The 13,823-nt window shown below is 49.8% G+C and carries 9 protein-coding genes and 1 tRNA gene; 8 read left to right on the top strand and 2 right to left on the bottom strand.

Features of this window, described 5'->3' with window-relative positions; genetic code table 11:
• The 6 genes from GF404_13745 to GF404_13720 all read left to right on the top strand — a co-directional run.
• Window positions 1-556, top strand: a 556-nt coding sequence (locus tag GF404_13745) for a sigma-70 family RNA polymerase sigma factor (GenBank protein MBD3383239.1), incomplete at its 5' end; no start/stop codon positions are given.
• Window positions 557-815: 259 nt separating this feature from the next.
• Window positions 816-1,871: a uroporphyrinogen decarboxylase gene (gene hemE, locus GF404_13740; GenBank protein MBD3383238.1), complete on the top strand. Its 1,056-nt coding sequence runs from the start codon at window positions 816-818 to the stop codon at window positions 1,869-1,871.
• A complete protein-coding gene (hemN, locus tag GF404_13735) occupies window positions 1,868-3,250 on the top strand; it encodes an oxygen-independent coproporphyrinogen III oxidase (protein ID MBD3383237.1) in 1,383 nt (460 codons plus the stop codon). Before hemE ends, hemN begins: the two co-directional genes overlap by 4 nt.
• 12 nt (window positions 3,251-3,262) lie before the next feature.
• Window positions 3,263-4,240 carry a ferrochelatase gene (gene hemH / locus GF404_13730; GenBank protein MBD3383236.1) on the top strand — a complete coding sequence of 326 codons (978 nt, stop codon included), beginning with the start codon at window positions 3,263-3,265 and terminating at the stop codon, window positions 4,238-4,240.
• Complete coding sequence (gene hemG / locus GF404_13725) at window positions 4,233-5,600, top strand: protoporphyrinogen oxidase (GenBank protein ID MBD3383235.1); 1,368 nt, start codon at window positions 4,233-4,235, stop codon at window positions 5,598-5,600. The genes hemH and hemG overlap by 8 nt, the downstream gene beginning before the upstream one ends.
• Window positions 5,601-5,630: 30 nt before the next feature.
• On the top strand, window positions 5,631-6,566 hold the full coding sequence (locus GF404_13720) for a phosphatase PAP2 family protein (protein MBD3383234.1): 936 nt from the start codon (window positions 5,631-5,633) through the stop codon (window positions 6,564-6,566).
• A gap of 40 nt (window positions 6,567-6,606) precedes the next feature.
• Here GF404_13720 and GF404_13715 read toward each other — a convergent pair whose 3' ends face one another.
• Both GF404_13715 and GF404_13710 read right to left on the bottom strand, forming a co-directional pair.
• Window positions 6,607-9,093 (bottom strand): response regulator, encoded by a 2,487-nt coding sequence (locus tag GF404_13715; protein MBD3383233.1) that lies wholly within the window; start codon window positions 9,091-9,093, stop codon window positions 6,607-6,609.
• Between the two features lie 325 nt (window positions 9,094-9,418).
• Window positions 9,419-12,676, bottom strand: a complete 3,258-nt coding sequence (locus tag GF404_13710; GenBank protein ID MBD3383232.1) for a PAS domain S-box protein — start codon at window positions 12,674-12,676, stop codon at window positions 9,419-9,421.
• 311 nt (window positions 12,677-12,987) lie between these two features.
• On the opposite strand from GF404_13710, the gene GF404_13705 reads away from it, so the two are divergent.
• Together GF404_13705 and GF404_13700 are read left to right on the top strand one after the other, a co-directional pair.
• A tRNA-Met gene (locus tag GF404_13705) sits at window positions 12,988-13,061 on the top strand.
• A 102-nt stretch (window positions 13,062-13,163) separates the two neighbouring features.
• Window positions 13,164-13,823 (top strand): hypothetical protein (locus GF404_13700; protein ID MBD3383231.1); only part of this gene is annotated, 660 nt, incomplete at its 3' end.

The following is a 13,823-nucleotide window of genomic DNA, read 5'->3' as shown; positions in this document are numbered from 1 at the left end:
CTCGTATGCTGTCTGGTGGATTCGTCAGGCTATTCTGCAGGCCCTGGCAGAACAGTCGCGAATCGTTCGTCTGCCCCTGAACCGGGTGGGAACCTTGCACAAAATCGGCAAGATTTCTTCTTCACTGGAGCAGGAGTATGGTCGCGAGCCGTCGGCCGATGAGATCGCCAACGAGCTCGAATTGACCGAATCAGAAGTGACCGATACCTTGAAAATCTCCAACACTCATCTGTCGTTGGATGCGCCCTTCTCCTCATCGGAAGACAACAGCCTTATCGATGTGCTGGAGGATGAGTACCAGCCTGCTCCCGACGAGGAGCTTCTGAGCCAATCGCTGATGGCCGAGATTGAAAAAGCGCTGGATACCCTGACTCCCCGCGAGGCGGAAGTGATCAATCTATATTTTGGCCTTAATCATGAAAAGGCACTAACCCTTGAAGAGATTGGATCCCGTTTCTCGCTCACACGTGAAAGAGTGAGGCAGATCAAGGAAAAGGCGATTCGCCGACTCCGTCATGCCTCCCGCTCTCGTTCGCTGAGGGCTTATCTCAATTAGTATTACACCATACCGCGCTGCGTAAGTATTACGGGGGAAGCTGAACGGCTTCTCCCGTTTTTTATCTGCGACTTTGAAAGACGTTTAATTGGTTGCTATATCTGCTACGGCGGTTATATTATTTGTTTACATCTTTCGATGACCGGAACTCTGGCGGGAAACTCCCGTTAAACTTATGAGATAGTTGCGTTTGACTTGAGATGAAAGGGTCGAGTAAGTAAGTAAATCCCCGAATCGTAAGCTCTAAGGTTTTGAAGATATGCACACATCAGTTGAAACCTCGGACAGCCGTGCCCTGTTTAAATCAAACCTGGCCGGTCAAAAAACATCCCGGGTGCCGATCTGGATTATGCGCCAGGCCGGACGCTACCTGCCTGAATATCGTGAAGTTCGCTCGCGAATGGGCTTTGAGGAGATGTGCAAGGATCCAGAGGTCGCTTCTCAGGTGACAGTCATGCCGATCGACAAATTCGGTTTTGACGCGGCTGTTATTTTTTCGGATATACTCTATATAGTCGAACCGTTCGGTTTTGACCTGCGCTATAATCCAGCTCCAAAGATCGCTCCGCTTCTGGAGAATCCTGATCAGTCGAAAATGTTTGAACAGTTCGATCCGGCCGAGAAACTGGCTTTTGTATCCGAGGTCGTTCGGGCAACCCGTATAAGGCTGGGTGACAGCAGGGCGGTAATAGGTTTCTGCGGTGCGCCTTTTACCGTATTCTCGTTTTTATGCGGGTATATGGGAGCCAAGGAGATGTACCGTCCCTATGCTTACCTGATGAAGTATCCGAAAGAGGCTGAACATATCCTCACCACGCTGGCCGAGATCAGCCTCGAATACCTCAAGATGCAGGCCCGGGCCGGGGCTGACTATGTGCAGGTATTCGATACGGCCGCCGGAGAATTATCCGAAGCTGAATTCAGGCGATTTTCTATGCCGTACCTGAAATACATTTTCGAGGGGCTGAAGTCTTCCAAAATCCCCTCCGGGCTGTATATTAAGAATTCAAATCACCTTCTCGATGCTGTCTCGGAACTGCCTTTGTCATCGTTTTGTGTCGACTGGAAGACACCGCTTAAAACCGCCTCGGAAAAGCTCAAACCTGTTTCACTGCAGGGCAACCTCAATCCCAACCTGATGATAGGGCCAAAAGAGCAGGTCGAACGCGAGGCCGTCAGGATATTGAATGAGATGGCTGACTATCCCGGATTTATTTTTAACCTCGGCCATGGTATCTTGCCTCCCACACCCGAGGAAAATGTGCGCCGGCTGGTCGCTACGGTGCGGGCTTTTCGGGCCGGGAAGGCTCAATGATCAAGATGACACCCGACCTCAAAAAACTTATAAACAAATACGATCGTCCCGGTCCGAGATACACCAGTTACCCGATGGTTCCGGTCTGGGATAATGATTTCGGTCCTGATGATTTTGACCGGCTCCTGCGGGGAGCAGGCTCGGAGGCTGAAAAACAGCTTTCGATATACCTGCATATCCCTTTCTGCAGACAGCGCTGTTTGTTCTGCGGGTGCAACACAACCGCTTTGAAAAAAGACTCGGTTCACTCACAATATCTCGAGCGAGTTGAACGGGAGGCGGACCTGGTATTTTCCCGTCTGGGTCAGAGGCGCGAAATATCCCAGCTTCACTGGGGCGGGGGGACTCCCACCTGTCTCGACAGCGCTAATACTGTCAGGGCATTCGAACTGGTATCGAAACGAGGGGAGATCAGAGACGATGCCGAGATTTCGGTCGAACTCGATCCAAGGGTGACCGATAACGATCGAATCAATTTGTTAAAAGAACTCGGTTTTAACCGCCTGTCCTTCGGCATTCAGGATTTTAACCAGGTAGTCCAGCAGGCGATCGGTCGTAACCAGGATACTGACAAGACGATCGAACTCTATCGCTTCAGCCGTGAGCTCGGTTTCAAGGGAATAAATTTCGACTTGATTTACGGTCTTCCATCACAGACGCTCGAATCATTTGAAAGCTCGATCGAAAAGACAATCGAGCTTCGGCCTGATCGGATCGCCCTGTACAGTTTTGCTTACATACCCAAAATGCGCCCGCACCAGAATCGTCTCGACGAGAGCCTGCTTCCCGATGCTTCCGAGAAGCTCAGGCTGTTTTTAATGGCACGCGGTAGATTTGTCGAAGCCGGCTACGAGGCAATCGGGATGGATCACTTCGTTGTGCCTGAGGATGAGCTGGCGCTGGCCGCCCGTGAGAATCGTCTGCGCCGTAACTTTATGGGGTATACGGTGCGCTCGGCTGAGGACTGGGTTGGACTGGGAATGTCCTCTATATCGTATATCAACCAGGGCTACGCCCAGAACCACGGATCATTGAAGGATTACAATCCGGCACTCGATCGAAATGAGCTGGCGACCTGCCGCGGGATGAAGCTTTCCCATGACGACCTGATCCGCCGTTATGTTATTTCAGAATTGATGTGCAATTTCAGGCTTGATTTGAAGAAGATCGAGGATTTATTTGAAATCGATGCTAAAGCTTATCTGAAAGATGAACTGTCCGAGTTGGAAGAGTTTGCAATGGACGGCCTGCTTGAGCGTGAGGCAGACAGGCTTGCAGTCAATGGTACTGGCAAGATATTTATTCGCAATATCGCCATGACGTTCGATGCCTACCTTCGCAAAGGGAAGATGAAGACACAGTTTTCACGGACAGTTTGAGAAAGTAATAGTTTGAGCCGTAATTTTGAAGACAAGAAAGTGGCGGTTGTCCTGATCAATATGGGCGGGCCGGAATCGGAAAGCGAAATCAAAGAGTTTATTCGCAGTCTTCTGGGCGACCCGTTTGTGACCGGCATGCCTGGATTGATGCGCTCGTTTTTGAGCTGGATGGTTTCCACTACACGCGCCCCCAGGGTGGCGGAGCACTATCGTATGATCGGCGGAAAATCACCGCTCCGGGAATGGACCCGCAAACAAGCTGAAAAAGCACAGTCGCTTCTTAAACCTGAAATTCCCCAGATCGATGTCTGCGATGCTTACAGTTATTCCGAGCCGAGAATTGACGATAAGCTGGCGGAACTGGCAGATCAGAATTACGAACGGATAGTGGCTGTGCCGATGTATCCGCAGTTTGCCCGTTCGACTCTGGGGAGTGTCTATTTCGACCTCGCGCTGGCCTCGAAAAAGCATGGACTCAAGGGCAAGCTGTCCACAATTCCTCCCTTTTATGATCACCCCGATTATATTCAGGCCAAGGTCGCTCGTCTCGAAAAAGCGCTGGCTGGAATCGATTTGAGTAAACCATATCATGTGCTCTTCTCGGCTCATGCGCTTCCGCAGTCGCATATTGCCAAAGGTGACCCCTACGGTCAGCAGATCGACCGGACTGTTATGTCGATTTTGGATCGTCATCCGCTCGACAATTATACTGTTTGCTTTCAGAGCAAGATCGGCCCGGTCAAATGGATGCAACCCTCGACGATTGACAGTGTACGCAAGGTCGCCCTGGATGGTGTCAAACAGGTCGTGGTGATGCCGGTCGGTTTTGTCTGCGATCACCTCGAGACGCTTTTCGAACTCGATATCGAGCTCAGGGAGATTGCAGAAAAGGCGGGAATAGATAAATTTGTAAGGGCCGAGGTCTTCAATGACGGCGATGATTTTATCGAACTGATTGGCAAACTTGTCATGGAGTCGCTGGATGGCTGATTGCAAAGTCGCTATAATCGGCGGGGGAATATCCGGCCTGGCGGCAGGGTTTTTCCTTAAAGCCGACCACGATTCTGATTACGATTTTACTATCTTCGAAAAACAGGACCGCCTGGGTGGTACGATCGGCACCACGCGCGAGGATGGTTACATCGTCGACTGGGGATCGAATGGTTTTCTGGATCGTGAACCCCTGACACTCGAATTCGTCGATCGTCTCGGGTTGCGAGAGAAATTGAATCCGGCTGATTTGAAATCAGAGCGTCGCTTCATCTTTCGCAATGACAGGCTGTGGGAAATCAGGCCCAACCCTAAGACGTTTTTAAAAAGCGGTCTTTTGTCATTGCCCGGACGTCTCAGGATTGCATTTGAATACTTCAAGCCGGGTAGAAAAGATGATCGCGATGAATCGATTTTCGATTTTGCGAAACGCAGGATAGGCAAAGAAGCGGCGGAAACATTGATCGACCCGATGGTTTCCGGGATCTATGGCGGGGATGCCAGGGAGCTTTCCCTTAAGGCCTGTTTTCCGCGGATGTTCGAGATGGAGAGAATGTACGGCGGACTTATAAAGGCCATGCTGAAAAAGAAAAAAGAATCCGGTGGTAAATCCGGCGGTCCGGCCGGGCCGGGGGGGAGGCTGACCAGCTTCGAGGGGGGGTTGTACACATTGATAGAAGGGCTCGAGAAAGTTCTGGAGAACCACCTGATGTACCCGATCGAGGTCCGGGCGATTGTCAAGTCGGGTGATAAATTTGTGCTCGAAACCTCCCATGGGAAGCCGGAATTCGATGCTGTTATCATAGCGGTACCTGCCTATCACGCCGCCCGGATGCTGGCCGGTTTGAACTGGACTGTTTCGGACATGTTAAACAGGATACCGTATTCCAGCCTGGCCGTAGTTTGCCAGGGTTTCGACAAACAGGCGTTTGAGAATCCTCCCGCTGGATTCGGGTTTTTAGTTCCGCACAGCCAGAAAAAGCAGGTGCTGGGCTCGATCTGGACTTCGGAGATATTTCCCGACCAGGCTCCGGAGGGCAAGGTGCTTCTGCGTACTATGCTGGGCGGTTCGGTCAATCCACAGGTTGTCGAAAAACCCGAAGCTGAAATCGCCTCGACCGCATTGGAGGAATTGTCCAAAATGATGGGGATCAATTCCGAACCTGAGTACCAGAAAGTTATCCGCTGGAAAAATGCTATACCGCAGTATACGCTCGGTCATCTGGAAAGAATGGAAAGAATCGAGGCGGAGCTAAAGCAGATCGGTTCAATTTTTTTGGCGGGCAACGCCTACTGGGGGATCGGTATGAATGACTGTATCAAGCGGTCGCATGCAATCGTCCGGGACTTGACAGACTGAGCGCTTGAAATTATCAGCTTTGAAGCAATCATGAAAATCCTGTCTTTATTACTCATGACAATGATGTTTTTCAGCATGACGGAGGCTGGTTTGTCAGCGCAGTCCTGTCACAAATACGAGCTGGAAAAAGCCTGTTTTATGGCATATGTACGGGCTCCGCTGGTGTCGCAAATCCATTTTAATGCGGACTCGGATTCCTCCGGAACTCAGGCTGATGAGGAACGGTCTAAGCATATATTCAAAGACCTGGGCTATGCAGTTGTAACATCGGTCAAAGACGCCGCCTATATCTATTCCTCTCCGGCCCGGATCGATAAAAAGTCGGCACTGTGGCTGGCGGGGATCGCTTCGGCAGGCGCGGTGATATATATCTATGACCGGGAAATTTATGATTTTATCAGGGAGCATCGCGAGGATGACCCGCTCAAGCCTTTTGTGAATATCGGCGAAGAGCTGGGAACGATCGGGATGGGGGGAACGACCGCGAAATATTTTTTGGGATCGGTCGCGCTTGGCTACCTTCTGGATATCGATCCGCTGATGTATATCGGGATCGACCTGGTCGAGTCATACTATATTGCCGGGTTGTTGAAAAACGCTGTCAACCTGTTTGCCGGACGTCGTCGGCCCCATGAGGGGATGGGCGCGCGCTATTTTGAATTCAACGGCGGAACCTCGATGCCCTCCGGTCACACAGCCAATGTTTTCCAGATGGCAAATATATTCTCGCGCCATATAAAGTTCTGGCCGTTCACGATCGTGGCGTATACGATTGCCGGCTCGATCGGAATCGAGAGAGTTGCCTCCGAGGCGCACTGGCCGTCTGATGTCTATGTCGCCGCAATATATGGCTGGGTGATTTCAGATGTGCTCATGGACCGCAATCAAGGTCGCAGGTTCGATCTCGAACCCTACCTGGATCCATCCACGGCAACCCTCGGCTTCCAGTTGAAGTACAGCTTCTGATCAGTATCTGCCCCCGATTAATGGATCAGTATTCTCGCGTTCAATCCGGCTTACGGTTGTAGCATCCATGGCTTCCGGAATGGCTTTTATGGATCGTGTCTGTCACTATGCGGTTCAATTCTTCGAGCGTAAACGGTTTCGAGACGAATCCCTGGAATCCGAACTTGTGGAAGTTCGACATGATGTGCGCGTTGTGACATCCGCTGAACACGATCGCGTTGACATCGGGATCGATCTGCCTCAGCCTGCGCACTGTCTCCTCGCCACCCATACCGTTGGGAATATTGACATCCATGATGACGGCATCGAATTTAAGGTCCTTTTTCAGGCTGTCTTTGTAGAGTTTGATGGCCTGTGTGCCGTCTTCAGCAAAAGCTGTCTTGTACCCCAGCTCGCTCAGTATCTGGCCGACCACCTGGCGTACCTCCAGTTTGTCATCCATGACCAGTATTCGCAGGTTTTCGGGCACCTTTTCGCCTGTATCAGGTGATTTGGCCTGTTTAGGGCCGGCGATTTTAAAATATACATTTGCCCTGAGGTCCTGACCGGCCTCTGAGATTATTTCAAGGGCACCGCCTGCTTTCGAGATCAGGTTACGAGCCTCGTTGAAGTGCGGGATCCTGTCGATTTTAAGTGGCGATGTGTCAGCCCGGGTATCTCCGCCGTTACGGAAGCCAACGACGATTTTAACGTATTTGCCTTCAGGTAAAAAACTCAGTTGTCCGGTCGACTGCTCGACCCGCATGATTTCGATGAACAGGCTGGATGTGGCGGGATTGATTGCAGTCAGTCCTTCTATGATGCTTTTAAAGCAGTGAGAAGCGATTTCCGGATCAGTCTCAATATCCGGCAGATCATCCGGAATATTCGCCACCCATTCCAGCTCTTTTTCGAGAAGCACAGGTTCGATGAAACCATTCGACAGCTCATCGACAGTTATCTGCCTGGTTTTTACGCTGTCGTTTTGCTCATCTTTGGCGGGCATACCGCTGAGCATATCTCTGGCCTGCAGGGCGGCATTCTCGATGTTCTTGAGGTATTCTGCGGCGATACTGTCGGTTTTGCTGTCACTGATTCGGAACAGGTCGATATTGCCCAGAATAGTCGAGAGGATGTTATTGAGATCATGCATCAGCTTACGGTAGCCGGTTTTTAAATACAGCGGTTCGTTATCCACGGGATTTTCTTTAGATCTGTCGGACTGTTTTTCGGTGTCATGGACGATGATCAGTTTGCCGAGAAGATTACCCTCGGAATCGGTCAGCCTGTTGATACCGAGCGCGACCTGCTTGCGTGAGCGGGAACTGGTAGTCAAAAGCACATAGTCGAGCATCTCGAACAGCCTGCCCTGGTCAGTCATGGTTTTGTCATTATTCGGGAGGCTGAAGAAATCCGAGAATTTGCGATCCACCAAAGACGAAGCTTCATAACCGCTGGTCAGCTCAAATGAGCGGTTGCAACTTACTATCCTGTTATCGCCATCGACTACCAGCAGATCCTCTGAAATGGCATTCATGATGTTGTCGAGGATCGCGGTAGACAGCTTTCTACCCGTCTTCTGCTGTGTTCCTACACCGTCTCTATCGATAACTACCAGGATTTGGTTCTCACCGCAGTCTGTCAGTTTGAGTTTGTACTTGAATTCCGAGTTGTGAATCCTGTGCAGGATATGGCAGGTTACAGCTGACTTCGTTTTCATGGTTTTCTCGATATTGCGTGCAAGAAAGGCGGAGTTCTCTGCAGAAAACAGCTCGAAAATCGAGCTGCCGATCAGGTCCTCGGAATTGCTTCTCAATTCTGAAAACAGTTTTTCCCCGGTAGACCGGATCATACCGCTCTGGTCGACCACAAACGCTGAAGCGTTAATCGAATCCAGCAACGCCTGGTTGATCCTGCGCGTGTTGTAGAGGCTTTGTTTCAGGTTTTCTGTTTCGGTGATATCGAAGATCATCCCGGTCAGGATCATATCGCCCTGCGGGCTGGATTCACTGACGGAGATCATAATCCGGAGACTTCGGTAATGTTCTGTATCTCCTGCCGATACCCTGATCTCCTCGTTCAGGCTCTCTTTGGTATCGAGGGTGAATTTGAGAGCATCCTTGAATCTCTGACGGTCATCTTTATGGATTCTGGTGAGCCATGAAGAAAAATCCTGTGGATTGGAAAATCCGGCCAGACCCTTGATAGAGGGACTGACGAACATTACTTTTATAGAGTCTATCTCCGAATCAGGCGCTCGTAGACTAAAAATCGCAAAATCTTTGGCCGAATCGAGCGCGTTGGCGATCAGGACACTATCCCATGCGACTATTTCCTGCTCTGAGTCGCCTCGGCTGGTGATACTGGTGAAGACGCCTGCGAACTCATACTGGTCAGTAATGAGCGTAAACGGATGTTTGATTTCTCCCGGGGTTGTCTGCTTTGGGGCGGGGACAAGCGATGTAAAACCCGGCTGATATGCCATTTTCTCCTCCCGACAGTTGTTTCTGCCCGTTGTATTCGCTTTTGTCCGATGCTGTGGGATCATTGGCGGTTTAAAATCAGTCCCTCAAAAAGCTTCGAACAGTGATCTGTGCAAGCAAGTCCCTTAATACACAACCCTCGGAAGTCAATAGCTATTTCAGATTATAAGTTTATCCCCCTTTCGCTCCCTTTTATGTTTTCTATCTTTTTCAGAATGTTCAGTCTGATAAGATCAGGTGCTTAGAAAATAGGGATAAATCAAATCTTGTAAATAGGGTATGATTGGGAATTTATTGGGTATTGTCTATGCCCGATGGTTGTGGGTAAGCTGTTGAAATCCTCGTATATCTGTTCACAGTTTGGTTTTAAGATGTGGATAAAATCTGAGTTCAAGCCTCCGCGCCGGAATCATAATTAGAGTTCAGATAAGAAGTTAGATTTGTTTCGGTATTGGTGAGGCCGAGCTTGCGACGGATGATTTTGCGCTGTTGATGAATCGTCTGGTCCGATAGGCTCAGAATCGAGGATATCTCTTTTGAGGTGAGCCCCTGCCGGATCAGGCTGCAGATTTCCAGTTCGCGCGGGGTCAGGTGTGAGAAAGTATTGCGAAGCTTATTGACGAAGGGCGAGACTACCTTCTGGAGCGCTTTTTCGAGCGCCACGGTCATTGGATATTCCTCGGGATGAATTTTCTCCCGCAGGGAATGTAAAAGCGGGAGGACGACGGTATCGAGGTTGGTCTGGATCTGCCGTTCAATCGTCATCTTTTCACGATCGATCTGGTTGAGTAATTCTCGCAGGGCGATATTTTTCTCGCGCAGGTTGAACCTCTCGCTCTGGAGTTTAAAATTGGTTTTCTTCAGTTCGCGCTCCATCGCTTTTCGTTCGGTGATATCCGGAAAGACCGCTACTCCGGCCACGATTTTACCGTTTTGGTCGTAAACCGGCGCGGCACTGAAGGATACCCAGCGTTCCTCGCCGGAGTCGCGACGGATAATGATTTCCATATCTGCCACCGTTTCGCCGAACAGGATCGCGCGTGACAAAGGCAGTTCCTCCGGAAAGCAGATTGTGCCGTCGGGAAAATAAGTCTGCCAGCGTTTCGGATGCAGGGAGACATGGATATTGGTCAAAGCCAGTGGCGTCGGGCCCCGAATTTCGAGCGCGGCGCTGTTGGCCAAAACGATATTGACATCGGGAGCATCGGCGATCATAACCCCGGCCGGAGAACTCTCCAGCGCGGCCACAAGCAGTTTGTGAGTCTTGATAGATTCCTGCTGTTGTTGTTTTTGATCGCTGATATCGTACAAGAAGCCCTCGACAACACAACACTGCTCGTCATCCTGTCGAACGGTCGCGAAATCATGCACCCAGCGAACTTCCTGACCCGTCGTCCGGATCCGGTATTCCGTTTCAAACTGGCCGTGCCGGTCTCTGGCTTGCCGGAGCTTTTTGAGCAGGTCCTGGCGATCTTCCTCATTGACCAGGTTCAGGTAACTGATTTTTTTGCTTTCCACCAGGTAGTCGCTCGAGATACCGAATATCTTCGAAGCTCCCGGGCTGAGAAATTCGATCGAAAACTGATCGTCGAGACGATACGAGTAAGCACATCCGGGTATTTTCGCGATGATATTCGCGAATTTTTTACGGCTCTGGTCGAGTTCTACCTGCGTTTTCTGGTACACCATGGCAGTCGCGATTCGCTTTGCCAGTACTGAGAGCAGTTTTAGATCATCGGGTGAGGAATATTGCCGGGGATCGTAACTTTGAAGCGCGATTACTCCCAGCACTCGGCCTTCCTCGATCAGTGGAGCTCCGATCCAGAGTGGTGCTTTGGTGCCGACCAGCCTGATTTCACCCTGCGCCATCAGTTTTTCCTGATTTTTGGTGTCGGCATAGAGCGGTTTCGCCGTGCGACGGACATAATCGGTCAAGCTGTATCTCATCTGCTCCGCGCTGATCTCCGAGGCTTTGTCGTACTGATCCGCAAAGTAGGGGAAACTGTAACGCCTTCTGTGTGGATCATACAGGGCAACATAGAAATTTGACAGGTTGAAGAGCTTCTTGAGTTGCCGATGAACCCGTCGGAACAGCTCTTCAGGATCATCGCTGAGATGGATCTCCCGCTCGAAATCGTAAATCAGTGACTGGGTGATCTGTCGTCGATGGCTCGTGGTGATATCCAGCAGTGTGCCACTGACAGCCGGGCGGTTGTTGTAGGTTGTGCGTGATCCGAAGACTTCCACCTGGATGGATTGACCCTGTTTGGTGTTGCCTCGGAATGTGTAGTGCAGGGTGTCGACCTCGCCCTGGATACGTCTTCTGATGTTCTCCTGGATTTTCGGGATGTCATCGGGATGAGCCAGCTCTGCGATCCCGAGGCGGTTTTCGATCTCCTCCCGGGTGTAGCCAAAGATCTCCGCGAAACGCGGGTTTACGTAGCAGAACAGCTCATCCTGGACCAGGTAGATACCGACTAAGGCTTTTTCCGTCAGGACTTCAAAGAGGATATTTGAGACATTTTCTTTCGATGATCCCGGTGATTTAGGTTTTGACCTGTGTTCGAGGAAATCCTCGATATAGGTTCTGGATGGTTTTACAAATCGCAGATCTGTCGCGTTCTCCTGAAACCTCTCCGGGACTTTAATGGGGCTGAAATCCTTGTGCAGGCTGAGTTGCCGGTTTGACTGCCTCGGTTTACTGCTTTTGGCCGGTTCCATGCTCAGGATGATTAAGTCATCTCTGTCTTTCAGTACCGGCATGGTCTCGACTTTGAGACAGCTGTCGGAATCTGGTGTAACTGTGAACTTGCGGTTGGAAGCAAAATCTGCCGGCAGGGAGTCACCCAGTGATTTTTCGAACTGCTTTATTATATGGTCTAAATCACGGGCCGGGTTTTCGCCGTTGGAAAAACACTCCCGCAGAAGTTGTTTAGCCCTGCTGTTGAGAGATATGACTGTATTGTTTTTCAGCAGTGCGACGGCTGGTTCAGTTGAGTTCTCCAGCGCTTCAAAGTCGACAGCCTGGCGGGTATTGAAAAAATCGATCTGCCTGCCGGTGTTGGTCCACCAAAGCAGAGATCTCAGTTTCTCCAGGTCGAGGTGAGCGACTACGGCTTCGAGGTCGCACCCGCGGAACCTGTTATGAAGCAGATCGTTGTTGTGGATTATGTAATTGCAGTTTTTCAGGATCAGGTCGATTTCACGCGAAGAACAATCTTTGTGGTCATGTTGTATCAGTATGGATTTTACCGGGCTTCGGTCAGCAGAATATTTTATTTTGGTTAAGATGTAACCCTCGAGATCCGCCGGCAGGTCCTGCAGAATCAGGCTCTTCGATTTTGAATATCGGGCCTGCCTGTTATTCAAGCAGATTCTTTCGACCGTTTCTCTGATCATATTTTCAGGCTGGTTTCCGATTGAGATCAGTTGCAGTTTTCTGGCCAGCAGTTTGCCATAAGAGGACGAGATGTTGCGCAGGATCGAATCCAGGTTCGTGCCTTCGGAACGTGAATTCTTGAGGATACAGATTTCCCGTTCGGAATCGATCTGGCTGGCTATGTATTCGGAGCATTGACGATTACGGTTCTCCTGTGAATCATAAAGATGGCAGAAAATCCTGGATTCGGTGTGTGATTCAGAAATCATAGCATCCCACGCCTGAGAATCAACGAGATATTCACTATTTATCAACTGCTAAGCGATGGGGGCACAAGTGCAGAATACGCGGTGAGTTATCCCGAAAGGAACACAAACCGCCTACACACAAAGGTAAGATAACAAATCTCAGGATATCTGCAACTTGAAAGTGCACAAATAGTTGAAAAATGGGGTTATTCGTGGACAGGGAGGATATCTGGAAAAGGGATATCGTGTAAAAATTACTGTTACAAATCGCTTGACTTTGTCCGACAAATTAATAGATTTTGTAGTTTGAAATTTACGAATTTGCTGTTAATGGCGGTGTAGCTCAGTTGGTTAGAGCAGCGGAATCATAATCCGCGTGTCCGGGGTTCAAGTCCCTGCACCGCTATTTTTCATTTATCTTTCTGCTTGACAATAACTTACGAATTAAGTAAATTCCCAAATACAGCATTTGTGCCTAATTTGTGCCTAAGATTTTTCAGGTGGTAGCATGGGAAGAGTTTATAAGAGGGGCAAGCAATGGTATATCGATACTTACTCTAAAAGTGGAATCCGCATCCGCAAAACGGTCGGCACATCAAAGAAACTGGCCCAGCTGATTTTGGCGGATATCGAATCCAAGCTGGCCAGGGATGAATATAAGCTGAATCCGAAGGATATTGAATTCGAGGAGCTCCTGGAAATATACCTGGATTATTCGAATACCAATCACTCTGAAGCTACACACCGCAGGTACTGGAACGTGATCAGGAATTTCAAGGTGTTCATGGGGCTGAAGCATCCCCAGCTGAAAAAGGTCTCTCAACTGGATCCGATGATCTTCGAGAAGTACAAGAAATTCCGAAAGAACACGGACTTGGGAAGGGCAGAAATCCCGGAGCACTTGGCACATTTGGTGAAACCGAATTGTGTAAAGGCTAAAACCCGAACGATCAACTACGAGATTAAAACGCTTCGTTCGATCTTTAAATTTGGTATCGATCGAGGACTCTGTACTTTGAATCCCTGCACCGGGGTGAAATCGATCAAAGTGACTGACTCGAAATCTCCCCGTTTCCTGAATAGGGATGAATGCATTCGATTATTAAAAGCCTGTAACCAGGAGCTGCGATCGATCTTCTATACGTTTTTGAATACCGGCCTGAGGATG

The organism is Candidatus Zixiibacteriota bacterium (genome assembly GCA_014728145.1).
GTDB lineage: Bacteria > Zixibacteria > MSB-5A5 > JAABVY01 > JAABVY01 > WJMC01.
The sequence above is the reverse complement of the archived record's forward strand: the minus strand, read 5'-3'. Positions and strand labels throughout refer to the sequence as shown.

What these genes read in the sequence shown, in the direction of transcription:
- hemE (MBD3383238.1), top strand. Translation starts at nt 816, where the DNA reads ATGCACACATCAGTTGAAACCTCGGACAGCCGTGCCCTGTTTAAATCA.
- hemN (MBD3383237.1), top strand. Translation starts at nt 1,868, where the DNA reads ATGATCAAGATGACACCCGACCTCAAAAAACTTATAAACAAATACGAT.
- hemG (MBD3383235.1), top strand. Translation starts at nt 4,233, where the DNA reads ATGGCTGATTGCAAAGTCGCTATAATCGGCGGGGGAATATCCGGCCTG.
- GF404_13720 (MBD3383234.1), top strand. Translation starts at nt 5,631, where the DNA reads ATGAAAATCCTGTCTTTATTACTCATGACAATGATGTTTTTCAGCATG.
- GF404_13715 (MBD3383233.1), bottom strand. Translation starts at nt 9,093, where the DNA reads ATGATCCCACAGCATCGGACAAAAGCGAATACAACGGGCAGAAACAAC.
- GF404_13710 (MBD3383232.1), bottom strand. Translation starts at nt 12,676, where the DNA reads ATGATTTCTGAATCACACACCGAATCCAGGATTTTCTGCCATCTTTAT.